The organism is Collinsella stercoris DSM 13279 (assembly GCF_020735465.1).
GTDB lineage: Bacteria > Actinomycetota > Coriobacteriia > Coriobacteriales > Coriobacteriaceae > Collinsella > Collinsella stercoris.
Genome location: NZ_CP085935.1, coordinates 857,467 through 879,012, shown reverse-complemented (window position 1 = coordinate 879,012; position 21,546 = coordinate 857,467). Strand labels below are relative to the sequence as shown.

20 protein-coding genes are annotated in these 21,546 nt (G+C 67.1%); 4 read left to right on the top strand and 16 right to left on the bottom strand.

The window, feature by feature from the left end; translation table 11 throughout:
- Positions 1-77: 77 nt before the first annotated feature.
- The 10 genes from LK434_RS03800 to sufC all read right to left on the bottom strand — a co-directional run bounded on the left by LK434_RS03800 (position 78) and on the right by sufC (position 10,184).
- The gene (locus tag LK434_RS03800) at positions 78-1,523 is read right to left on the bottom strand and encodes a lysylphosphatidylglycerol synthase transmembrane domain-containing protein (RefSeq protein WP_148334569.1); all 1,446 of its coding nucleotides are present in this window, start codon (positions 1,521-1,523) and stop codon (positions 78-80) included.
- Between the two features lie 143 nt (positions 1,524-1,666).
- Positions 1,667-2,299 (bottom strand): ABC transporter permease, encoded by a 633-nt coding sequence (locus LK434_RS03795; RefSeq protein ID WP_006721127.1) that lies wholly within the window; start codon positions 2,297-2,299, stop codon positions 1,667-1,669.
- Positions 2,300-3,061, bottom strand: a complete 762-nt coding sequence (locus LK434_RS03790; protein WP_006721128.1) for an ABC transporter ATP-binding protein — start codon at positions 3,059-3,061, stop codon at positions 2,300-2,302.
- Between the two features lie 28 nt (positions 3,062-3,089).
- Positions 3,090-3,998 carry a glycine betaine ABC transporter substrate-binding protein gene (locus LK434_RS03785; protein ID WP_006721129.1) on the bottom strand — a complete coding sequence of 303 codons (909 nt, stop codon included), beginning with the start codon at positions 3,996-3,998 and terminating at the stop codon, positions 3,090-3,092.
- A gap of 22 nt (positions 3,999-4,020) precedes the next feature.
- A complete protein-coding gene (locus tag LK434_RS03780; protein ID WP_227917841.1) occupies positions 4,021-4,662 on the bottom strand; it encodes an ABC transporter permease in 642 nt (213 codons plus the stop codon).
- 48 nt (positions 4,663-4,710) lie between these two features.
- Positions 4,711-5,133, bottom strand: coding sequence for a Fe-S cluster assembly sulfur transfer protein SufU (gene sufU / locus LK434_RS03775; RefSeq protein ID WP_006721131.1), 423 nt, complete (start codon positions 5,131-5,133; stop codon positions 4,711-4,713).
- Positions 5,134-5,250: 117 nt separating this feature from the next.
- Complete coding sequence (locus LK434_RS03770; RefSeq protein ID WP_006721132.1) at positions 5,251-6,603, bottom strand: aminotransferase class V-fold PLP-dependent enzyme; 1,353 nt, start codon at positions 6,601-6,603, stop codon at positions 5,251-5,253.
- Positions 6,600-7,856 (bottom strand): SufB/SufD family protein, encoded by a 1,257-nt coding sequence (locus LK434_RS03765; RefSeq protein ID WP_227917840.1) that lies wholly within the window; start codon positions 7,854-7,856, stop codon positions 6,600-6,602. The genes LK434_RS03770 and LK434_RS03765 overlap by 4 nt, the downstream gene beginning before the upstream one ends.
- Before the next feature lie 14 nt (positions 7,857-7,870).
- Entirely contained in the window at positions 7,871-9,283 is a 1,413-nt protein-coding gene (gene sufB, locus LK434_RS03760; protein WP_006721134.1) for a Fe-S cluster assembly protein SufB, read from the bottom strand.
- A 10-nt stretch (positions 9,284-9,293) separates the two neighbouring features.
- Positions 9,294-10,184, bottom strand: a complete 891-nt coding sequence (sufC, locus tag LK434_RS03755) for a Fe-S cluster assembly ATPase SufC (protein WP_006721135.1) — start codon at positions 10,182-10,184, stop codon at positions 9,294-9,296.
- A gap of 191 nt (positions 10,185-10,375) precedes the next feature.
- Here sufC and LK434_RS03750 point away from each other — a divergent pair, with 191 nt between their 5' ends.
- From LK434_RS03750 to LK434_RS03735, 4 genes are all read left to right on the top strand, one after another.
- The gene (locus LK434_RS03750) at positions 10,376-10,828 is read left to right on the top strand and encodes an RrF2 family transcriptional regulator (RefSeq protein ID WP_006721136.1); all 453 of its coding nucleotides are present in this window, start codon (positions 10,376-10,378) and stop codon (positions 10,826-10,828) included.
- A gap of 212 nt (positions 10,829-11,040) precedes the next feature.
- The gene (gene rpsO / locus LK434_RS03745; RefSeq protein WP_006721138.1) at positions 11,041-11,319 is read left to right on the top strand and encodes a 30S ribosomal protein S15; all 279 of its coding nucleotides are present in this window, start codon (positions 11,041-11,043) and stop codon (positions 11,317-11,319) included.
- 284 nt (positions 11,320-11,603) lie between these two features.
- On the top strand, positions 11,604-13,895 hold the full coding sequence (locus tag LK434_RS03740; RefSeq protein ID WP_227917839.1) for a polyribonucleotide nucleotidyltransferase: 2,292 nt from the start codon (positions 11,604-11,606) through the stop codon (positions 13,893-13,895).
- A 226-nt stretch (positions 13,896-14,121) separates the two neighbouring features.
- Complete coding sequence (locus LK434_RS03735) at positions 14,122-14,343, top strand: hypothetical protein (protein ID WP_148334570.1); 222 nt, start codon at positions 14,122-14,124, stop codon at positions 14,341-14,343.
- Between the two features lie 172 nt (positions 14,344-14,515).
- On the opposite strand, the gene aroQ is transcribed toward LK434_RS03735, so the two are convergent.
- From aroQ to aroB, 6 genes are all read right to left on the bottom strand, one after another.
- Positions 14,516-14,953: a type II 3-dehydroquinate dehydratase gene (gene aroQ, locus LK434_RS03730; protein WP_040361218.1), complete on the bottom strand. Its 438-nt coding sequence runs from the start codon at positions 14,951-14,953 to the stop codon at positions 14,516-14,518.
- 364 nt (positions 14,954-15,317) lie between these two features.
- The gene (locus tag LK434_RS03725; RefSeq protein ID WP_227917838.1) at positions 15,318-16,589 is read right to left on the bottom strand and encodes a shikimate kinase; all 1,272 of its coding nucleotides are present in this window, start codon (positions 16,587-16,589) and stop codon (positions 15,318-15,320) included.
- 158 nt (positions 16,590-16,747) lie between these two features.
- Positions 16,748-17,893 carry a bifunctional chorismate mutase/prephenate dehydratase gene (locus tag LK434_RS03720; RefSeq protein ID WP_006721144.1) on the bottom strand — a complete coding sequence of 382 codons (1,146 nt, stop codon included), beginning with the start codon at positions 17,891-17,893 and terminating at the stop codon, positions 16,748-16,750.
- A 50-nt stretch (positions 17,894-17,943) separates the two neighbouring features.
- On the bottom strand, positions 17,944-19,032 hold the full coding sequence (gene aroC, locus LK434_RS03715) for a chorismate synthase (protein ID WP_006721145.1): 1,089 nt from the start codon (positions 19,030-19,032) through the stop codon (positions 17,944-17,946).
- Between the two features lie 9 nt (positions 19,033-19,041).
- Positions 19,042-20,358 (bottom strand): 3-phosphoshikimate 1-carboxyvinyltransferase, encoded by a 1,317-nt coding sequence (gene aroA, locus LK434_RS03710; protein WP_227917837.1) that lies wholly within the window; start codon positions 20,356-20,358, stop codon positions 19,042-19,044.
- A 9-nt stretch (positions 20,359-20,367) separates the two neighbouring features.
- A complete protein-coding gene (aroB, locus tag LK434_RS03705; protein WP_006721148.1) occupies positions 20,368-21,546 on the bottom strand; it encodes a 3-dehydroquinate synthase in 1,179 nt (392 codons plus the stop codon).

Here is a 21,546-nt window from a genome sequence, read left to right as displayed (position 1 = left end):
GCGTTCGCTAAGATGCCGCCTCGGTGCGAGATGAACCGCGGGCGCGGGGCTGCGCGTGTCCTCGATGCGGCGGGACGTCAGCGGCGCTCCTCTTTCTCCGCGCCGTCGCGCGCGTCCCGTTCGGAGCGCACGGGTTTTGCCGGGGCGGACGCGGTGGGGAGCTTAAAGGGGACGCCGTCGGTAAGGCGCTGGGTCTTCGCGCGCGTCGAGGTGCCGGAGCGATTGGCGCCCGGCCGCGCGGCGGGTTTGAACTTGACGCCCTCGGGACGCTTGACGCCGCCCCAATCGCCCCGCGCCACGTGGTGAATGTTGTGCATGCGGCGATTCCAGCGGTTGTAGATGCTCTCTCCCGTGGTGGAGCGCATGCCCATGCAGGGCGCGGCGATCACGACGGGTAGGAGGTACTCGATGGAGCGCCAGATGGCGAGACCCGCCGAGAGGTGCCAGCCGAACATGTTCTGGAACAGGTAGGTAAAGCCGACTTCCGCGCCTCCCGCGCCGCCGGGCAGCGGGATGGCGTTCACCAGCAGCTCGACCATGGAGCCCGAGGCGAGGCAGATGAGCAGGTCCGCCTCGAGGCCGAATGAGCGCAAGACGAAGTAGGGCAGGGCGTACATGCAGCCAAGCTGGAGAAGGGTGAGGGTCTCCACCACGGGCAGCACGTGCCAGTTGGAGGCGGCGGAGCGGAACGCCTGCGAGAACGTGGAGACCTGCGTGGTGACGAAGTCGAGGTAGCGCTCGTAGCGCTCCTGGTTGAGGATGTGCAGGGCGCGGCCGATCCTGAGGCCGAGCGCCCCGAGCTTTTGGATGGGGCCCGGCAGCAGACACAGCAAGAAGACGCCGCCCACCTGCACGAATTTGAAGGCGAACATGAAGATGCCGATGAGGGTGACATCGAGTCCCAAGATCTTGACGTCCGAGAATGTGGTGAGGAAGTAGTCCCCGCAGAACAGGAGCATGATGGCGGCGAAGATGCCCTCGCCCGCCTCGTACAGGGTGAAGCGCACGAACTGCAACGCCGACGCGTCTGCCAAGGGCAGTCCCGCGCGGGTCAGGCGATAGATCTGGGAGGGAATGACGCCCGCGCCCCCGGGGGTGAGGCGCATGAAGAAGACGCCCGACGCCTCGACGCTCATGAGGTCGCGAAACCCGACGGGGGAGTCGTGGTCCACCACGACGATGGCGGTGTAGGCGAGGATGCCGAACAGGTAATAGCACAAAAAGCAGACGACGCCCGCGATGAGCCAAGCGGGATTGACGCCGATGAGGGCGCGCACGAAGTCGTCGACCTGACCGCTTACGACCAGGTACGCGACGTAGGCGAGGGACACGAAGCCGAGGAAGATGAACGTGGTGCGGACCTGCTTCATCGAGGAGGAGTCCGCCTTGCGGTCCTGGGCGGAAGAGGCGTCGCCCACGCTGATCTTGGGCGCGCGGTGCTCACGGCCCGGGGTGCCGCTCTCGCCCTCGACGTTCCCGAGAGCGCCGTCTCGCTCAGGCTCGCGATCGTGTTGTGGCGTCATGCTCTGCCTCCGGGTCATCGATGGGCGCGCATGTGCGCGCATACCCACACAGTGTACCCGGAACAGGGGGATCTGCGCGGCGATTGGCGCGGTGCACAAGATGGATACGTTGCGGCCGGCGATGCCTTGCGGTCGAGGCGTGCTTACCGCGGCATGCGGGTGCGGACCCGGGCCTCGAGCGCGCGGCAGAGGGCGTCGCACGCGAGCGCGATCGCGGCGCTGCAGAGTGTGCCCGCGAGGATCTTGTCCATATTCATGCTGCGCAGGCCGCTGAGCAGAATCGCGCCCATGCCGCCGGCGTTGATGGTGGCGGCGATGGTGGCGATGCCGACGGTGGAGATGGAGGCGAGACGCACGCCGGCGATGATGGCGGGAAGGGCGAGGGGGAGCCGCACATCGAGCAGGACCTGCCTCTCGCTGAATCCCATGCCGCGAGCGGCCTCGATGAGGTCGGCATCCACTCCGCGCAGCCCCTCCAGGGCGTTGCGGACGAGCATGAACTGGTTGTAGACCACCATGACCAGGACCGCGCTGGTACTTCCAAGCCCGGTGAGCGGGATGAGCAGCGCGAACAGGGCGATGCTGGGAATCGAGTAGACGGCGCCCAGAAGCTCCACCACGGCGTCCGCCAGGCGCTCGCGTCGCAGGCACGCGAGGGTGACGAATCCCGCCAAGACGCAGGATATGCCCATCGTGGCTCCCAAGAGCGCGAGGTGCTCGAGCGTCGCCTCGATGAGCTGGTCGGCGTGGGATGCCATGTAGGCGAACACGCTCATCTAGCCCCTCCGACCATCGCGCGTGTAGCCCTGGCACGCGAGCAGCTCGCGCACGAATGGCGTGGCGGGGTGCGCGAGCAGCTCGTCGGGCTCGGCGTATTGCTGGATGCGCCCCTCATCGATGGCCAGGACCTTCGTGCCGAGCTTGAGCGCCTCGGTGACGTCGTGCGTCACGAAGATGAAGGTCTTGCCGCTGTCACGGTGTATGCGCAGGAGCTCGTCTTGCAGGCTGGCGCGGGTGATGGCGTCGATGGCCCCGAAGGGCTCGTCGAGCAGCATGAGGTCGGGGGAGGCCGCGAGGGCGCGCACGAGGCCGACGCGTTGCTGCTGCCCGCCCGAGAGCTGGGCGGGGTAGCGGTCTCTAAAGACCGCGGGATCGAGGTGGACCAGGTTCAGCAACTCGTCGACGCGCGCGTCGATGCGGTCGCGGTCCCATCCGAGGATGGTGGGCACGCAGGCGATGTTTTTCGCGACGCTCATGTGCGGGAAGAGCCCCGTCTGCTGGATGACGTAGCCGATGCCGCGGCGCAGGGTGACCGGATCGATGGTGGAGACGTCACGGCCGTTGACGAGTACGGTGCCGGAATCGGGGTCGTGCAGGCGGTTGATGAGCTTGATGAGGGTCGTCTTGCCGCCGCCCGACGTGCCCAGCACGCAGACGAGCTCGCCGGGTTGTATGGTAAGGTTCACGTGGTCGAGCGCCGGCGAGGCCGCGCCCGCGAAGCGCTTGGTCACGTCCTTGAATTCGACTGCCGGGGTCATTGCCGTTCCCGTTCTGTCGCCGCGCTCGCTACAGGGACTCGTAGAAGTCGCGGGCGACATCCTCGTACTCCTCCTTATCGATGTCGACGCGCGCGTTGAGCCGCGTGAGGTCCTCGGTGGTGAGGGCCGCGCTCACGCGGTTGAGCGCCTCGGCGATGGCGGGGTTTGCCTCGAGGACCTCGCTGCGCACGACGGGTGCCACGTTGTAGGGCGGCCAGACGCGCTTGTCGTCCTCAAGCAGGGTGAAGGCGTCATCGGTGAGCTGCGCCTCGGTGGTGTAGGCGGGCGTGACGTCCATCTCGTCGTTCCTGAGGACCTCGTATTTGAGGCCCTCGTCGAATATGGCGCGCTCCTTCCAGTCGAAGGGGCCGTACGTCGCCTCGAGGGCGGGCAGGCCGTCGGGGCGCTCATCGAACTGCCCCTGGCTCGCAAAGCGCAGCTCGGGGGCGTGCTGCTGAAGGTCGGAGATGGTCTCGATGCCGTACTTCTCGGCGACGTCGGTGCGGATGACGAGCCCCTGGCCGTCGGCGGCGGGAGACTGGTCGAGCCACGTGAGGTCGAACTCGCGCGCGTAGGCCTCCTTGACGGTGTCGTAGGCCTTCTGCGGGTCGGTGATGGGGGCCATCTGCAAGACGCTGATGAGGCCGGTGCCGGTGTATTCGGGGTACAGGTCGATGTCCCCGCTGGTGAGCGCCGTGTGGATGAGCGACCCCGATATCTCGAACGAGCGCTTGACTTGGATCCCGGCGTCCTCCAAGGCGAGCGCGTAGAGCTCGGAGAGGATGACGCCCTCGGTGAAGGCCTTCGAGCCGACGGTCACGGCGCCTTCGTCGTTGCCGTCGGCTCCGCAGCCGGCAAGCGCTCCCGTGCCTGCGAGGGAGAGGGCGGCGGTCCCCATGAGGGCGAAAGCGCCGCGACGGGTGATGGGGGAGTTCATGGATGGTCCTTTCGCAAGGGGTTCAGCGGCGTGTCGCAACCGCCGCGCGCTCGTAACGGCGAACGCGGCGATCGACTGCGGCGAGCGCTCGGTTGACGATGAGGGAGAGGGCGGCGACGGATAGGCCGCCGATCCACAGCAGGTCGGTCCTGAGCGCGCCCAGGCCGGTGTAGATGAGCACGCCCAGGCCACCCGCGCCGATGTAGGCGGCAAGCGAGGCGGAGGCGATGACCTCCGTGGCGGCGGTCCGAACGCCCGAGAAGGCGAGGGGGAACGCCAAGGGCGCCTTGATGGAGAAGAAGAGCTGGGTTCTGCTCATGCCCATGCCGCGCGCCGCCTCGATGATCGCCGGCGGGACGGAGCGAAACGCCACGCAGGTGTTGATGAGGATCGGGGGTATGGCGAGCACGGTGAGGGCGATGACGGCCGGCAGGTCGCCGACGCCCAGAATCGGTACGCAGATGATGAGGACCGCGAGGCTGGGGATGACGCGCAGGACGCCCGTGAGGCCCGTCGCCAGGCGCTCCGCCCAAGGGCGAGCGCTGCACAGGATGCCGAGCGGCGCGGCGATGAGAAGCGCGGCCCCCAGGGCAAGGCCGCTGATCCACAGGTGCTCGCCCACGAGCGCGAGCCACTCCGGCCATCGTTCGGCAAAATAACTCACGGCGTCTTCCACCTCAATGTAGGGACGGGCACGAATCTGAGGCGGGGGCTAGGCGCCGAGCATGCCGTCGAGCGTGCGCCAGGCGAGCTCGGCGCACTTGACGCGCGCGGGCATGTGCGAGATGTCGCGCAGCTGCGCGGCCTCGTCGAGGTCCTCATAATCCTCCTCGGAGAGCTCCTCGCCGCGGATCATCGCAAGGAAGAGCCCGCTCAGGCGGCGGGCCTCCTCGACGGTCTCGCCGGTGATGAGGTCGGCCATGATGTCGGCGGATGCCTGGCTGATGGCGCAGCCGTGGCCGGTGAACGCGGCCTCCTCGATCACGTTGTCCTCGACGCGCAGCGTGAGCGTGAGCTCATCGCCGCAGCTGGGGTTGATGCCGTCGTGCGTGTGGGTGGGTGCGTCCATCTCGTACTTGTAGTCGGGGTGGGAGCTGTGTTCCATGAAGCTCGCGGAGCTGTAGAGGTTGCCCATGGTGGTTTCCTTTCCGGTACGCGCCGTTCGCGTGCGCGAGATCGCCGCGGGTGGGGATTGCGCCTCAGGCGCGTACCCGACGGTCGCGGCGACTGCGGCGGCTGTCCTGCTCGAGCGCTACGCCCCCACGGGGTGGAACGTGTGCCACACGCGATAGAGCGCCTCGATGAACTGGTCGATGTCGTTCTGGTCGTTGTAGAACGCCAGACTCATGCGGCAGCAGGCGAGGTTCTCGACGCCGAGCCACGTGAGCAGCGGCTGCGCGCAGTGGTGTCCGGCGCGGATGCACACCCCGTCCATGTCCATGATGCTCGCGACGTCGTGCGGGTGGATGCCGCGCACGTTGAAGCTGATGGCGCCGTGGTGCTGGTCCCAGTAGATGGAGCCGATGATGTCCACGAAGGGGATCTCGACCATGCGGCTCATGGCATAGTGGACGAGCGCGGCCTCGCGCGCCTGGATGGTCTTGTACCCCACCTTGTTGACCAGGTAGTCGAGGGCGACGCCGGTGGCGTAGATGCCGGCCGCGTCCTGCGTGCCCGCCTCGAACTTCTCGGGGACGGGTGCCCACGTGGCATCCTGCTCGCTCACGGCGTCGATCATCTCGCCGCCCGTGAGGACGGGGTCGGTGCGGTCGAGCAGCTCGGCGTGCCCCCACAGCACGCCCACGCCCATGGGGCCGAGCGCCTTGTGCGCGGAGAACGCGAGGAAGTCCGCCCCGAGCTCATCGACGTCGACGGCCATGTGCGGCACGGACTGCGCGGCGTCGACCACCATGTACGCGCCGTTCGCATGCGCGGCGGCGGACAGCTTGGCGATGGGGTTCTCGACGCCCAGGACGTTGGACACGTGCGCCGCCGCGACGATCTTGGTCTTGGGGCCGATCTTGGCGGCGATCTCCTCGTCGGTGATGCGGCCCGTGCGCGTGGGGTACAGGTACACGAGCTTGGCGCCCGCGGCACGGCAGGCCTGCTGCCAGGGGATCAGGTTCGAGTGGTGCTCCATCACGGTGATGGCGACCTCATCGCCCTCGCTCAGGACATGAGGGGCAAAGCCCTTGGCCACGAGGTTCAGGGCCTCGCTCGTGTTGCGGCAGAACACGACCTCCTTGGAGCGGGCGCGACCACGCTCGTCCACGGCTCCGAGTAGCTCGGCGATCTGGGCGCGGACCTTGGCGATCGCCTCGGTCGCCTCGACGGAAAGGGAGTACAGGCCGCGCAGCGGGTTGGCGTTCATGGTCTCGTAGAAGCGCTTTTGAGCCTCGAGCACACATGCGGGGCGCTGGGCGGTGGCGCCGCTGTCGAGGAACGCGAGGTCGTCGCGCTCAGACAGCAGGGGGAAGTCGCCCTTGAAGGGGTTCAGGCCGATGTCCAGGCGAGGCCAGCCGCGGCTCTGCTCGTCGGACGCGTCGAACACGAACTCGGAGGGAGCCGTGCAGGTATCGCAAGTCACGTTCTCGGTGTCGATCACGCGATCTCCTCCTCAAAATCAGGGATGATCTGGTTGCCCAGACGGATCACATGGGCGCGGATCTCGTCGGTCGGGGCCGTGAGCGCCGCCTCCTCGAGCTTGGCGGAGAGGAACAGCGCCTCGGTCTGCTCCTGCGACAGGCCGCGGCATGCGGCGTAGAAGAGCTGCTCGGGGCGGACGTGGCCGATGGTCGCGCCGTGGTTGCCCGCGACGTCGTCCTCGTCGCACAGGATGGTGGGGATGGTCTTGTTGTCGACCCCGCGCGAGGCCAGCAGCACCGTCTCGCGCTCGTTGCCCTCGGCGCCCTTGGCGCCATGGATGAGGTCGATGGTGCCGCGCAGGCATTTCTTGGTGGTGCCGGTGAGCACGCCGTTGGCGTCCATGTTGGAGACGGTCTTCTTGCCGCGATGGCGAATCACGTAGTTGAAGTCGCGTTGGCTGGAGCCGCCGGCCAGGTAGCTCGTGTCGATGTCGATGCGCGAGCGGTCGCCGCGCAGGTCGGCCGCCAGGCCGGTGGCGGCAAAGCGGCCGCCGAGCACCACGTGGCGCACGTTCACGCGGGCGCCCTCGTCCAGCACGAAGCCGGAGTCCTCGACGGCCGTCACGGCGTCGGAGCCCGTCACGTAGACCGTGACGTCCACGCGGGAGCGGGCGCCGGCGAAAACGCGCAGCGTCGAACCCGTGAACGCAGGCTCGCTCGCATCGGAATCCAGGGAGACGGTGAGCGTGAGCGCGGAGTCGGGGGCGGCCACCACGTCGACGCTCGCGCCGGACGCCTCGCCTGCCTGCGCCGTCACGCGGATGCTCGCCTCCTCGACGGCACCCTTCTCGGTGGCGAGCACGACGGAGCCGCCCGCGAGGAAGTTCAGGTAGGAGCGGGCGTTGATGCCCACGCCGGTCTCGAAGTCGCGCTGGGCGTCTCCGGCGACCTCGGAGAGCACCGCCGTGCGCTCGGAGGCGGAGAGCGCGGGGGTGTCGAGGTCCGCGGCGCCCTGGTCGACGCCCCGCGCGGCGCGGACGACCGCGCGGGAATCGGCGGCGGCACCTTGCGCGGCACGGGCCTCATCCAAGCGGGCCTGCAGCTCGGCGAGCGCGCCCTCAAAGCTCTTCATGTTGTCGGTGAGCGACTCGGCCGCCTCGATCTCGACACGGCAGCGGCGCTCGAGTCCATCGGGGACCTCGATGTCGACGCTGTTCATCTTGAGCCAGCTCCAGGTGGGGGCGGGCATCGCGGAGGCCTTCTTAATGGTCATGGCATCCATCTTCATTATCCGATTGCCCCTTCCATCTCGAGCTTGATCAGGTTGTTCATCTCGACGGCGTACTCGAGCGGCAGCTCCTTGGACACGGGGTTCGCAAAGCCGTTCACGATCATGGTGCGCGCCTCCTCCTCGGAGATGCCGCGGCTCATGAGGTAGAAGATCTTGTCGTCTCCGATGCGGCCGATGGTGGCCTCGTGGCCGATGTCGACGTTCTTGGCGCGGATGTCCATGGCCGGGATGGTGTCGGAGCGCGAGATGTCGTCGAGCATGAGCGACTGGCAGGAGACGGACGCCGCAGAGCCCTCGGCGGCCGGGGTGGCCACGATGGAGCTGCGGAAGGTCGAGATGCCGCCGCCCTTGGAGATGGACTTGGTCTCCACGGTCGCGGTGGTGTCGGGCGCGCCGAGCACGACCTTGCAGCCGGTGTCGAGGTTCTGGCCGGCGCCCGCGAACGTGATGCCGGTGAAGCTCGAGCGGCTCTTGCAGCCGGAGAGCACGCTCATGGGGTAGAGATAGCCCACGTGGCTGCCGAAGGAGCCCGAGATCCACTCGATCTCGCCCTCCTCCTCGCAGCGGGCGCGCTTGGTGTTGAGGTTGTACATGTTCTTCGACCAGTTCTCGATGGTCGAATAGCGCAGGTGCGCGCGCTTGCCCACAAAGAGCTCCACGGCGCCCGCGTGCAGGTTCGCCACGTTGTACTTGGGTGCGGAGCAGCCCTCGATGAAGTGCAGGTCGGCGTCGTCCTCGACGATGATGAGCGTGTGCTCGAACTGGCCGGCGCCCGCGGCGTTCAGGCGGAAGTAGCTCTGCAGGGGGAAGTCGAGCTTGACGCCCTTGGGCACGTAGACGAAGGAGCCGCCGGACCACACGGCGCCGTGCAGGGCCGCGAACTTATGGTCGGTGGGCGGGATGAGCGTCATGAACTTCTCGTGGATCAGGGCCTCCCACTCGGGGACCTGCAGGGCCTCCTCGATGCCGGAGTACACGATGCCCATCTTGGCGGCGGTGTCCTGCATGTTGTGGTAGACCAGCTCGGAGTCGTACTGCGCGCCCACGCCGGCGAGGTAGCTGCGCTCCGCCTCGGGGATGCCCAGGCGCTCGAAGGTGTTCTTGATGTCGTCCGGGACGGAGTCCCAGTCGTTTTTCTGCGACGTGTTGGGCTTGACGTAGGTGACGATGTGGTCCATGTCTAGCCCGTCGATGCCCGGGCCCCAGGTGGGGTTGGGGGTCTTGTGGTAGATTTCGAGCGACTTCAAGCGACGCTCGAGCATCCAGGCGGGCTCGTTCTTGCGCTCGGAGATCTCGCGTACGATCTCAGGCGTGAGGCCGGCGTCGAGGCGCTCGAAGCCCTCCTCGCCGTAGGAGAAGTCATAGAGGCTGCGGTCGATGTCCGCGACCTCGGTGCGGTTCTTTGCCATGGCGCGCCCCCTACTGCGCGTTCTTCGCGTCGCAGGTGGGGCCCTCGGCATCCAGGACGGATCGCAGGGACTGCGACATGCCCGCTCCGAGGTTCACCGGAATCGAGGAGGCTGCGGGTCGATCGGCCTCGTCGGCCGCCGCGGCCTGGGCGGCCTCGCGCTCGAAGGAGTCGAAGCCGTTCGCGTCGATCCACGGGATGAGCGAGGCATCGTCCTCGCGCACGATGCGGCCGTTCACCATGACGTGCACGCGGTCGACCTCGAGGTGCTCGAGGATGCGCGTGTTGTGGGTGATGATGACGAGCGAGCCGTCGGTGGAGCGGCGGTAGGCGTCCATGCCGCGCGAGACCACGCCGAGGGCGTCGACGTCCAGGCCGGAGTCGGTCTCGTCGAGGATGGCGAGTTTGGGCTGGAGCAGCAGGAGCTGCAGCATCTCGACCTTCTTCTTCTCGCCGCCCGAAAAGCCCACGCCGAGCTCGCGGTTGAGGTAGGCGGTGTCCATGTCGAGCTCCGCGGCGAGCTCCTTGACGCGGCGGCGGAACTCCTTGCCCTTCATCTCCAGGCCGGGACGCCCGGCGATCTGTGCGCGCAGGAAGCTGGACAGCGGCACGCCCGGGATCTCGACCGGGGCCTGGAAGGAGAGGAAGAGGCCGGCGTGCGAGCGCTTGTCGGTGGAGAGGTCGGTGATGTCGGCACCATCGAAGGTGATGGTGCCCTGGTTGACGGTGTAGACGGGGTCGCCCATGATCACGTGGCCCATGGTTGACTTGCCGGCGCCGTTGGGGCCCATGAGGACGTGGGTCTCGCCCGCGGCGACGGAGAGGTCGATGCCGTGCAGGATGGTCTTCTCGTCCACCGAGGCGGTGAGGCGCTCGATGGCGAGCAAAGGCGTAGCGCTCATATCAAGTCCTTTCGAGGGGGCGCGGCCCGCGCGCCATGCGCAAGAAGCGCGTGCGCTCGGGGCGATCCGCGCTAAACTCTAGAAGTTCACTCGGATTAACGATACGATGATAGCCGATTTTCGCGTATATATTCCGACGTTCTCGCTCGCCTCGCGCGCTTCATATCCCATGTTCGCAAGGGGGTCTTCCCATGCTCATCTCGTCCAAGGGCCGCTATGCGCTCAAACTCATGATCTACATCGCCGCCATCGGCGGGGACCCGGCTGCCGGGGCCAAGGCAGCGCCCGCGGTCTCCCTGCGAGAGGTGGCCGAGCGCGAGCAGATCTCGCTCAAGTACCTTGAGCAGCTCGTGCGCCCCCTCATGAACGCGGGGTTGCTCCGGAGCGTGCGCGGCAAGGGCGGCGGATACGTGCTGGCCGTTCCCGCGCAGGACATCCGTGCCGGCGATATCCTGCGCGCCGCCGAGGGCGAGCGCTCGACGGTCGCGTGCGAGGGGCTGGAGGGCACGTGCGGAAGGAGCGACTTGTGCTCGACCGTGAAGTTCTGGACCGGCCTCGAGGAGACGATCGAGGCCTATGTTGACGGCGTGACGCTCGCCGAGCTCGCGCATGTGCCCGAGATATCGCTCGACGTCGCCCTGTGATCGACGCGCCACCGCTCGAGCGGAGACCGTCGCGCGACGGTCTCCGCGCGCAAAGTTATGCAGTTCCCGCGCAGGTACGGGGCTTGTGGTAGTATTCATGCCCGTTGGTACCCTCGTCTTGGATGCGCGCTGCACCGGCGGCTTCCCAGTTGGGGGCGAATCGAGGCCATGGGGGAGCGCATCCCCGCGGCCGTAACAAGAAAGGTGAAATCATGACGATTTCCAAGGAGCGCAAGGCGGAGCTCACCGCCAAGTTCGGCAAGAACGCCCAGGACACCGGTAACTCCAAGGTCCAGGTGGCCATCCTGTCCGAGCGCATCAAGGAGCTCACCGAGCACATGAAGTCCCACCAGAAGGACTTCCACACCCGCCGCGGTCTGCTCATGCTCGTCGGTAAGCGTCGTCGTCTCCTCTCCTACATCAAGAAGAACGACATCAACGAGTACCGTGAGCTCATCAAGGAGCTCGGCATCCGCGACAACATCCAGTAAATCGCGCATGGTGGGGCGTCCTTCTGGGACGCCCCTTTTTCATGTGGGGGAGAGGCAGGTGCCTCGAACCCGGAGCGCATCGGTTTTTGCGCTGGGTTGGATGAGGTGCCTGCCAAGCACCTCGGTTGGGACTACGCTTCCCTCATCCACCTAACACGCACATCGACATGCGTCTCCACACGGGGCGGCCGCGCCGCGCGAGCGCCCCGCAGCCGATCGGCGGGAGGGTCCCGCCGACCCTGAGAAGCCCGCGCGCAAGGGGCGCGTGGGGATAGGAGTAAGAAATGACACTCGTAAGCAAGACCTTTGACCTGTTCGGCAAGACCTACGTGCTCGAGGCCGGCGAGCTTGCCAAGCAGGCCACGGGTGCCGCGCTCGTCAAGCAGGGCGACTCCACCGTGCTCACCACGGTCGTCGTCTCCAAGGAGCGCAAGAACTACGACTTCTTCCCGCTGACCGTCGACTTCAACGAGAAGATGTACGCCGCCGGCCGCATCCCGGGAGGCTACCTCAAGCGCGAGGGCCGTCCTTCCGAGAAGGCCACCCTCACCGCCCGCATGATCGACCGTCCGATCCGCCCGTCCTTCCCCGACGGCTTCCGCAACGAGGTCCAGGTCGTCGCCACCTCCCTCGTGGCCGACCAGAAGAACCCCGTCGACGTGATCTGCGTGATGGGCGCATCCCTTGCCATGACGCTCGGCGGCGTGCCGTTCGAGGGCCCGCTCGCCTGCGTGCGCATCGGCCGCGACAAGGAGACCGGCGAGTTCATCGTCAACCCCACCTATGAGGAGCGCGACGCCTCCGATCTCGACCTCGAGCTCGCGGGCACCCGAGACTTCATCTCCATGGTGGAGGCCGGTGCCGAGGAGGTCTCCGAGGAGGACATGCTCGCCGCCATGCAGTTCGGCCAGGAGGCCATCGGCGCCTTCTGCGATGCCCAGCTCGAGTTCGTGGCCGAGTGGGAGCAGGTCAACGGCGCGATCGTCAAGCGCGAGTACCCGCTCGATGAGCCGAACGAGGAGGTCCACGACCGCATCTTCGCCCACTACGACGAGATGGCCGCCGCCCTGCGCGACGCCGACAAGCTCGCTCGCCAGGACAAGGTCGCCGAGCTCAAGGAGGCCATCAAGGCCGAGTTCACCGAGGAGGAGCAGGCCGCGTGGGAGCGCGAGATCCCGGTGAACCTCAAGAAGCTCGAGAAGACCGCCATGCGCCGCATGGTCGTCGAGACCGGCGAGCGCGTCGACGGACGTGCCGCCAACGAGATCCGCCCTATCATGGTCAAGGGCGACTACCTGCCCCTGGTTCACGGCTCCGGCCTGTTCCAGCGCGGTCAGACCCAGGTGCTCTCCGTGCTCTCGCTCGGCATGCTCAACGAGGGCCAGCGCCTGGACACCATCGAGCCCGTCGAGGGCAAGCGCTACATGCACCACTACAACTTCCCGCCCTACTGCACGGGTGAGACCGGTCGCATGGGTAGCCCCAAGCGCCGTGAGATCGGCCATGGCAACCTCGCCGAGCGCGCGCTGATTCCCGTGCTGCCCGACGAGAACGAGTTCCCCTACGCCATCCGCGTGGTCTCCGAGGTCATGGAGTCCAACGGCTCCTCGTCCATGGCGTCCACCTGCGGCAGCTGCCTGGCGCTCATGGACGGCGGCGTGCCCATCAAGCGCCCCGTGTCCGGCATCGCCATGGGCCTCATCCAGGAGGAGGGCAAGACCGTGGTCCTGTCCGACATCCAGGGCCTCGAGGACTTCCTGGGCGACATGGACTTCAAGGTCACCGGTACCGAGCGCGGTATCACCGCCCTGCAGATGGACAACAAGGCCACCGGCCTGACGTTCGACATCCTGCGCACTGCCCTTGAGCAGGCCAAGGAGGGCCGTGCGTTCATTCTCGACAAGATGCTCGAGGTCGTCCCCGGCCCGCGCGAGGACACCCGCGCTACCGCGCCCAAGATCCAGAGCATCACCATCCCGACGGAGAACATCCGCGACGTCATCGGCAAGGGCGGCGAGACCATCCGCGGCATCCAGGACGAGACCGGCGCCTCCATCGACATCCACGAGGATGGCACCGTGTACGTCGGTGGCGTGGGCGATTCCGTCGCCGCCGCCATCGAGCGCATCGAGCTCATCGTCAAGGTGCCCGAGGTGGGCGAGGAGTACACCGGTCGCGTGGTTTCCATCCAACCCTTCGGCGCGTTCGTGAACCTGCTGCCCGGCAAGGACGGCCTGCTGCACATCTCCCGCGTTGCCCAGGGTCGCGTGGAGAAGGTCGAGGACGTCCTCAACGTGGGCGATGAGGTCAAGGTCACGGTTATCGAGATCGACGACCGTGGCAAGATCTCCCTCGATCGCCTTGACAAGCCCGAGGCCCCGGCTGGCTCCGGTTCGGGCGAGGGTCGTGGCGGTGAGCGTCGCGAGCGTGGTGACCGTCCGGGTCGCGGTGCCCGTGACACCGGTGCGCGCGGTTTCGACCGCCCTGCGCGCCGTGAGCGCGGCGACCGTCCGCGTCACCCCGGCGACAACGGCGGTGCTGGTCGCGCCCCGCGCCGCCACCACGAGGCGGAGTAACCGTTACTTTGCGTGCTGCGCTACAACTAAGTAGTTAAAAGGAAACCCCAGGGCTCGATGCCCGGGGTTTCTTTTGTAGGTTAGCGAGAGAGGCGACTGTTTTGCCGCCTTGGCATCTGGGCGCGGCGTGATTTTCTGTGCCCTCATTACCTTGTTCTTGCGGTCAAAGGTCCCTGAGGCTGATGGCCAAATGGGCTTCGATGCTTGTGCTTCGGAGCCGTATCGCATGGATTGGGATGAGGAGCGTGCCGGATACACGCTTTTGTCCTATAAGCCCCATTTTTGTGGTGCACAGAGGCTTAGAGTGATTTTGTTGGCGTCAACGTTATGTTCGGCATGGATGGAAGATATGAATGGTTTGCTTGGCACGGGCCAAGGATATGAACGCGTTGAGGAAGTGAACGATTTTTTGGCACAAATGGAAGATGTGAACGACTTGAAGATATGAACGGTTTTTCTGGCATGGATGGAGGATATGAACGAATCATTCATATTCTCCATTTGTGCCGGGGGTTCTAGCTGGGCAAACGTCGTCACAAAGTGAGAGGCAAAAATCGCATCGTTCATATCCTCAATTCGTTCATATCTTCATGCAGAAATGACAGGCGGGCTTCCTTGATTTATTTCGCGAGCTTCTCCGCAAGGAGCTTGAGGGCATGTGCATAGCCCTGCAGTCCTTCGCCTGTGACGCGGGCAAAGCAGGCCATACCGGCGTACGATATCTGCCTAAAGTCCTCGCGGTCCTCCACGGCGGAGATGTGAACCTCGACAGCGGGAAGTGACACGGCCTTGAGGGCATCGAGGATGGCGACGCTCGTGTGCGTGTACGCGGCCGGGTTGATCACGATGCCGTCCACGGAGCCGTACGCCTCTTGGATGCGGTCGACGATCGCGCCCTCATGGTTGGATTGAAAGACCTCGACGCCGTCAAAGCCCAGGTCGCCGGCAGCATCCTGGCAGATCTGGACGAGCGTCTCGTAGGTTTCCGTGCCGTAGATTCCCGGCTCGCGAATCCCCAGCATATTGAGGTTGGGTCCGTTGATGACGAGTGCTTTCATGGTGTTCTCCCTCTTTCGAGTTCGTTCTTTCTGATGCATATCCCTCGCAGCACGGTGAAACGAGCTTGATGCTCGTGCGCTTTTGAAGAACGCCATCTTGTCGGAAACGTCGGTGAGAGCGTCTTCTCAACAATAAGACTCTCAAGTGGCATGTTCGTCCGCCTGTTCATGCCAAGCGCACCCGATGGCGGCGCTTGCGCTGGAGTTGTGTGCGGCGTGATGGCGGCGCCTGGGTTGGAGGTGTGTGCGGCGTGCCGGCAGCGTTTGGGTTGGAGTTACGGGCGGCGTGAGTCTGGCGGACGGGATGCTGTATGGGACACGATGCGCAAGATCGAGGAGTCGCCTTGGCTGGCCTGCGGAGACGTTACAGCATGGCCGGCAGCGCATCGCGCGCGACCGCGGCGGTGCTTGCGGCGCATTCGCGCGACTGGACAACGACGTCCGCCCATGCGCGGTAGAGGGGCAGCCTGCGCTCGGCGAGCGCCTCGATGCCATCGCGCGCGGTGATGGGGCGTCCTTTCTTGGAAAGTTGGTCGATGGGTCGATCCAGCATGACAATGATGCTGTTCTGGTGCAGCAGGGCGTAGTTCTCCGAACGCGTGACCACGCCGCCGCCGCACGAGATGACCAAGCCGGATTGCGCGGCGATGCGTCCGAGCACCTCCGTCTCGCGCACACGGAAGGCCTCCTCGCCCTGCGTCTCGATGAACTCCGCGCAGCTCATGCCGACCTCCTCTCCAAAGGCGCGGTCGATGTCGACGTGCGTCCTGTCGAGCAGTTTTGCGAGTTGCTCGCCCACGCGGGTTTTTCCGCAGCCGGGCATGCCGATGAGGGCGACGTTCTGCTCGCTGGCGGAGAGGCGCGCCGTCACATCCATGATGCGGGCCATGTCGATGTGCTCACCGGTGTAGCGCTCGACTGCCTGCGCTGCCTGGGCGACGAGCATGAGCAGGCCGCCGGCGTTCGGGACATCGCGGCGCTCGGCTTCCATCATGAGCGCGGTGCGAGCGGGGTTGTACACGATGTCGATGAGCCCCTCGAGCGCGGGAAGGCTCTCGAGGCTGCAGGGGGCGGCGGGGCACGCGGGGAACATGCCCACGGGAGTGCAATTGAGCGCAAGGGCGGCGTCGGCATGGCGCTCAAGGTTCTCATACGTGTTCTCGCCGCTGCGGTCGATGGACACGGGGCGCATGCCGAGGTCCGCGAGCACCATCATCGCCGTGGATCCCGCACCTCCCGAACCGCCGAACACCACGGCTTTCTTACCCGCAAGATCGATCCCGAGCGACTCGACGAGCACCTTGCAGCCGTAGTAGTCAGTGTTGTCGCCGCGCAGTCGCCCGTCGGCGAGGCGCGTGACGGTGTTGATGTTGCCCATGCGCCGCGCCACCTCTGAAAGCTCGTCCATGTAGGGGACGAGGTCGCGCTTATAGGGGATGGTGACGTTGAAGCCCTCCCATTCATCTGAACGCACGAATGCTTCGAGGTCTTCCGGCTCGCGCTCGAATTTGCGGTAGTCGAGTCCGGCGAGCTCGCGGTAGATGGTGGGGGTGTAGCTGTGCCCCAGCACGCGGCCGAGGACTCCGTAGGGGCGCGGGGCTTGTTCCATGTTCGTGACCTTTCTTGCGGGCAACATGGGCTGATCCATGCTGCTTGGGGTGGTATGTGAGGGTGGGGGTGAATCTTCTGCGCCCGCCGTCATGTATGAGGAGGGCTGTGTGTAAGGGAGAGCGCGTGCGGGATGTGCGGAAGCCGCCATTGCTGTTGCGCGCTGACCCCGATAAGGCGGTGAGGCTAGAGGACCTCGGTGTAGCTCCCAAAGTAGCGCATCTCAGAGCACACGTCGTCGAGCGAGTCCAGCAGCGTGGCGAAAGCGGGGCTCACCGCAGGGCACGCGAGGTCGAAGTAGAACGTGAACTCGAAGTCGCTGCCCGGCACGGGTCGGCTCTCGAGCTTGACGAGGTCGATGTTGAGGGCGTAGATGCGCTCGAGCACGCGATACAGCGCGCCGGGCTCGCTTTTGAGCGTGAGCTGGATCGATGAGTGATCGGCGCCTGGGTAGATGGCGGGTTCGCGGGAGATGACCGCGAACCGCGTGTAGTTGGCGTCCGAGTCCTGCACCGCGCGCTCGATCACCGAAAGCCCGTAGAGGTCGGCGCAGGCGCGCGAGGAGAGCGCGGCGAGGTCCGTCCGGCCCGATGTCGAGACGAGCTCGGCGGCGCGCGCCGTGTTTTCGCACACGGTGGTGCGCACCCCGAGTCGCTCGAGGTACGCGGCGCATTGGTTGAGGGCCTGGCTATGGGAGACGACTTCTCGGATGTCGGCGAGGGTCGCGCCCGGCTTGGCGAGCAGGTTATGGTCGATCTTGAGGCGCACCGCGCGGACGATCGAGCATCCGTGGGAGCCGAGCAGGTCGTACACGGCGTTCACGGAGCCGGCGGTGGAGTTCTCGATGGGCAGCACGCCGAATTCGCAGGCACCCTCCGTCACCGCGCGAAACACGCCCGCAAAGGTGGGGGCGAACGTGATGCTCGGGATGGAGAAGAGCTTGCATGCGGCGATCTGGCTGTACGCGCCCTCGACGCCCTGGCAGCAGACGGTCGCCCTGGCGGGGAAGGCGGTCTCGAGCGGCAGGAACGAGGCGCGCATCCGATGAGAGGGGCTGTCTTTGCGCGCCGCGTTGATCATGCGGAGCTGTGCGGCCTTGTTCATACTTATGAGCAGGGAAAAGAGCGCCACGGATTGCTCTTGCAGGCCGTCCGGGGCCTTCGCGGCGACGTCGGCGAGCTTCTCGCGCTCGCGCGCGGGGTCGAAGACGGCCTTGCCCGTCTCGAGCTTGGATTGCGCGACGTCGCGGGCGAGTGCCATGCGACGGCCAAAGAGATCAAGCAGCTGGGCGTCGATCTCGTCGATCTGTGAGCGGACGTCCGTGAGGTCCATGAGGTTCTCCTTGTCGGTGCGCGAGCGCGTAAAAAGTTGCGTCGCCGTCTTTACGCGTCTTCGAGGAGGGCGTCGAGCAGGGCGAGGGCGCAGGCGGCCTCGGCCACGGGAACGGCGCGCGGGACGATGCAGGGGTCGTGCCGGCCGTGGACCACCAACTCGGCATTGCTGCGCGCCTCGAGGTCGACGCTTTGCTGGCGCCGTCCGATCGAGGGGGTGGGCTTGACGGCCATGCGCCACACGACGGGCATCCCGGTGGTGATGCCGCCCAGGATCCCTCCGGCATGGTTGGTCTGGGGGCGGACGGCGTCGCCGTCCATCCGGTAGGGGTCGTTGTTCTGGCTGCCGCGCAGGCGGGCGGCGGCCATGCCGGCGCCGAACTCCACGCCCTTGACGGCGGGGATGCCGAACGCGATCTTGGCTATGCGGTTCTCGATGCCATCGAACATGGGGTCGCCGAGCCCCGCGGGAACGCCGTAGGCCACGCACTCGACGATGCCGCCCACGCTGTCCAGGTCGTTTTTGGCGTCCAAGATGCAGGCGCGCATGCGCGCCGCGGCGGAAGCGCTCACGCAGGGCAGCGGGTTTGCGAGAACGGCGTCGAGTTGCACCCGATTGGGCTTCATGGGGTCGAGCGGCGTGTCGCAGATGGGCTCGGGTCCCAGGCTCGAGATGTGCGCGGCGATGCGGATGCCCCGGGCCTCGAGCGCCTGCAGGGCGATGCCGCCGGCGACGCACAGGGGCGCGGTGAGGCGACCGGAGAAGTGCCCGCCGCCCGCGACGTCCTGGTAGCCGCGGTACTTGACGTCCGCGGGCCAGTCCGCATGACCGGGCCGCGGCTTGCGCCGCAGCTCGTCGTAGTCCCGGCTGCGCGTGTTGCCGTTGCGGATGATCGCCGCGACGGGGGCGCCGTTCGTGTGGCCGTCGGTGATGCCGGCGATGAACTCGGGGGCGTCGGCTTCGCGCCGCGCGGTCGAGGTGGCGCTGCGGCCCGGGGCGCGCCGGTCCAGGAGCGCCTGGAGGCAATCGAGGTCGACGGCGATGCCGGCGGGCAGCCCGTCGATCGAGCAGCCGATGGCGGGGGAGTGCGACTGGCCGAAGATGGAGAGGCGCAGCGCGTTGCCGTACACGGATGCCATGGTGCCCCCTTACTCGTCGAAGAGCTCGACGTCGCCGCCGAGCAGGCGGTAATGGTCGAAGAACGCCGGGTAGCTCTTGTTCACGGCCTCGGCGCCCGCGATTTCGACGGGCCCCTCGCAGCGAACGGCGGCGATGGCCCCCATCATGGCGATGCGGTGGTCGTTGTGGCTCTCCACGCGCCCGCCGCTCAGGCGCTCGCGCCCCTCGATGAGAAGGCCGTCGCCATCCACGCGCACGCATGCCCCCAGATTGGCGAGCTCGGCCGCCGTGGTGGCCAGCCGGTCGGATTCCTTGATGCGCAGGCGCGCGCAGCCGGTGAAGCGCGTGGTCCCCTCGGCGCATGCCGCGACGGCGGAGAGCACGGGAACCAGGTCGGGGATGTCGTGCGCGTCGAGCTCGATGCCGTGCAGCCTGTCGGGTCGGATGGTGGCCGCACGTGCGTTGCGCTGCCCCTTGGCCCCAAAGAGCATGAGGGCGGCGCTGATGGCGCGGTCGCCTTGGATGGAGGTGGGGCTCACGCCGCGCACGGTCACGGAGTGGCGCCCGAGCGCTCCCGCGCACAGCCAGAAGGCGGCGTTGGACCAATCGCCCTCGACCGCGATGGTGCCGGGCGTGCGATACCCCTGTCGCGGCACGCGGAACACGGTGAGGGGGAGGCCCCCCGGCGTGGCGCCCTCCTCGATGTCGACGGTGACGCCAAAGGAGGCGAGCACGTCGATGGTGAGGTCGACGTAGGGGCGGCTCTCGAGCGTGCCCGTGACCGCGATCTCGGTGTCGCCGTCGAGCAGGGGCGCGGCGAGCAGCAGGCCGGAGATGTATTGGGAGCTCACGTTCCCGGGGAGCTCGAATCGACCGGCGCGCATGCGGCCCGACGCGCGCAAGGGGAAACCCCCGACGCCCTCGAGCGTGCAGCCGGCGGCGATGAGCTCGTCCGAGAGCGGGGCGATCGGGCGCTCGCCCAGGCGGGCGGCGCCCACGAACGTCGCGTCGGCCCCAAGGGCGCAGGCGACGGGCAGCATGAAGCGCAGGGTGGAGCCCGATTCGCCGCAGTCGAGCGTGGCCCCGGCGAGCGCGCGCAGCAGGCCGTGCTCCAGGCTCTTGGGGGCGGGGTGGATCTCGTAGCCGCCCTCGATGAGCGTGATGCGCGCGCCCAAGGCGGTCAGGCAGCGGATGGTGGCGTCGATGTCCGCGCACGTGGTGTCGCACGCCACGCGCGTCACGCCGTTGGCGAGGGCCGCCGCGATGATGATGCGGTGCGCCATCGACTTGGATGCGATGGCCGGTACGGTGCCGGAGAGCGGCTTGGGGTTGATGCGGGCGAGCATCGGTCCTCCTTACGGGCGAGAATTCGGGTCGGCGTCAGGGTCCGTCGCGGGCGCCGGGGCGGTTTGGCAGGCCTCTTCGGCGAGGGCGCGGGTGCAGGCGAGCCCGACCTCGAGGATGCGGCGGAACTCCTCGATCGGCGTCGGGGCGAGCGCCGCGGCGCCGATGCCGCGCGGCACCACGAGGTCGATGGTGTCGCCGGAGCGCTTTTTGTCGTGAAGCGCCTCGCGATACACCTCCCCGGGGTCCGCCTCGAAGGCGAGCGAGAGGCCGTGCGCCGTGAGGAGGCGGGCGACGCGCTCGGGGACGTCCTCGGGGCAGAGCCCGGCGGTCACGCTGGCGCTGGCGATTGCGACCATCCCGATGCCCACGCAGGCGCCGTGCCCCAGGCGGTACCCCTCGGCGGCCTCGATGCCGTGGCCGATGCTGTGGCCGAAGTTGAGCAGCTTGCGCAGGCCGGCCTCGCGCTCGTCTTGCTCCACCACCGCGCGCTTGATGTCGATGTTGCGCGCGATGAGCCAGGCGACGCGGGAGAGGTCGCGTTTGAGCAGGTCCGGCGTGAGCGGGGTGCGCTCGAGCTCCTCGAAGAGCTCCGCATCGGCGATGATCGCGTGCTTGACGACCTCGCCGCAGCCGTCGGCGAACTGCTCGTCGCTGAGCGTGCCCAGGCAGCCGACGTCGGCGATGACGGCGCGCGGCTGCCAAAAGGCGCCGGCGAGGTTCTTGCCGTTCTCAAGGTCGATGGCGGTCTTGCCGCCCACCGAGGAGTCGACCATGGCGAGGAGCGTGGTGGGGACCTGCACGTTGGCGATGCCGCGCATGTACGTGGCGGCTGCGAAGCCCGCCACGTCGCCCACGACGCCCCCGCCGAGCGCGATGATGACGTCGTCGCGCGTGAGGTGGTCAAGCGCGGCGCGCTCCAGGATGAGTGAGAGCGTCTCGATGCGCTTGTGCTCCTCACCCGCCTCGAACGTGACGAGACTGGCCGTGCATCCGGCCCCGTTGAGACCGTCGAGCACGGGGGCGGCGTAGAGCGGGCCCACGTTCGAGTCGGTCACGACGAGGGCCCGCCGCGCGCGCTCGGCGACGGAGCGCGCGATTTGGCCCACCTGCTCGAGCAGGAAGGTCCCGATGTGCACCTGATAGGGCTGCGCTGTTTGGATGTCGAGCGTGTAGGCGGAAGCTGTCAT

Excerpts from the sequence above, each read along its gene's own strand:
- LK434_RS03800 (WP_148334569.1), bottom strand. The coding sequence starts at position 1,523 with ATGACGCCACAACACGATCGCGAGCCTGAGCGAGACGGCGCTCTCGGG.
- LK434_RS03795 (WP_006721127.1), bottom strand. The coding sequence starts at position 2,299 with ATGAGCGTGTTCGCCTACATGGCATCCCACGCCGACCAGCTCATCGAG.
- LK434_RS03790 (WP_006721128.1), bottom strand. The coding sequence starts at position 3,061 with ATGACCCCGGCAGTCGAATTCAAGGACGTGACCAAGCGCTTCGCGGGC.
- LK434_RS03785 (WP_006721129.1), bottom strand. The coding sequence starts at position 3,998 with ATGAACTCCCCCATCACCCGTCGCGGCGCTTTCGCCCTCATGGGGACC.
- sufU (WP_006721131.1), bottom strand. The coding sequence starts at position 5,133 with ATGGGCAACCTCTACAGCTCCGCGAGCTTCATGGAACACAGCTCCCAC.
- LK434_RS03765 (WP_227917840.1), bottom strand. The coding sequence starts at position 7,856 with ATGACCATTAAGAAGGCCTCCGCGATGCCCGCCCCCACCTGGAGCTGG.
- sufB (WP_006721134.1), bottom strand. The coding sequence starts at position 9,283 with ATGGCAAAGAACCGCACCGAGGTCGCGGACATCGACCGCAGCCTCTAT.
- sufC (WP_006721135.1), bottom strand. The coding sequence starts at position 10,184 with ATGAGCGCTACGCCTTTGCTCGCCATCGAGCGCCTCACCGCCTCGGTG.
- LK434_RS03750 (WP_006721136.1), top strand. The coding sequence starts at position 10,376 with ATGCTCATCTCGTCCAAGGGCCGCTATGCGCTCAAACTCATGATCTAC.
- rpsO (WP_006721138.1), top strand. The coding sequence starts at position 11,041 with ATGACGATTTCCAAGGAGCGCAAGGCGGAGCTCACCGCCAAGTTCGGC.
- LK434_RS03740 (WP_227917839.1), top strand. The coding sequence starts at position 11,604 with ATGACACTCGTAAGCAAGACCTTTGACCTGTTCGGCAAGACCTACGTG.
- LK434_RS03735 (WP_148334570.1), top strand. The coding sequence starts at position 14,122 with ATGGATTGGGATGAGGAGCGTGCCGGATACACGCTTTTGTCCTATAAG.
- aroQ (WP_040361218.1), bottom strand. The coding sequence starts at position 14,953 with ATGAAAGCACTCGTCATCAACGGACCCAACCTCAATATGCTGGGGATT.
- LK434_RS03725 (WP_227917838.1), bottom strand. The coding sequence starts at position 16,589 with ATGTTGCCCGCAAGAAAGGTCACGAACATGGAACAAGCCCCGCGCCCC.
- LK434_RS03720 (WP_006721144.1), bottom strand. The coding sequence starts at position 17,893 with ATGGACCTCACGGACGTCCGCTCACAGATCGACGAGATCGACGCCCAG.
- aroC (WP_006721145.1), bottom strand. The coding sequence starts at position 19,032 with ATGGCATCCGTGTACGGCAACGCGCTGCGCCTCTCCATCTTCGGCCAG.
- aroA (WP_227917837.1), bottom strand. The coding sequence starts at position 20,358 with ATGCTCGCCCGCATCAACCCCAAGCCGCTCTCCGGCACCGTACCGGCC.
- aroB (WP_006721148.1), bottom strand. The coding sequence starts at position 21,546 with ATGACAGCTTCCGCCTACACGCTCGACATCCAAACAGCGCAGCCCTAT.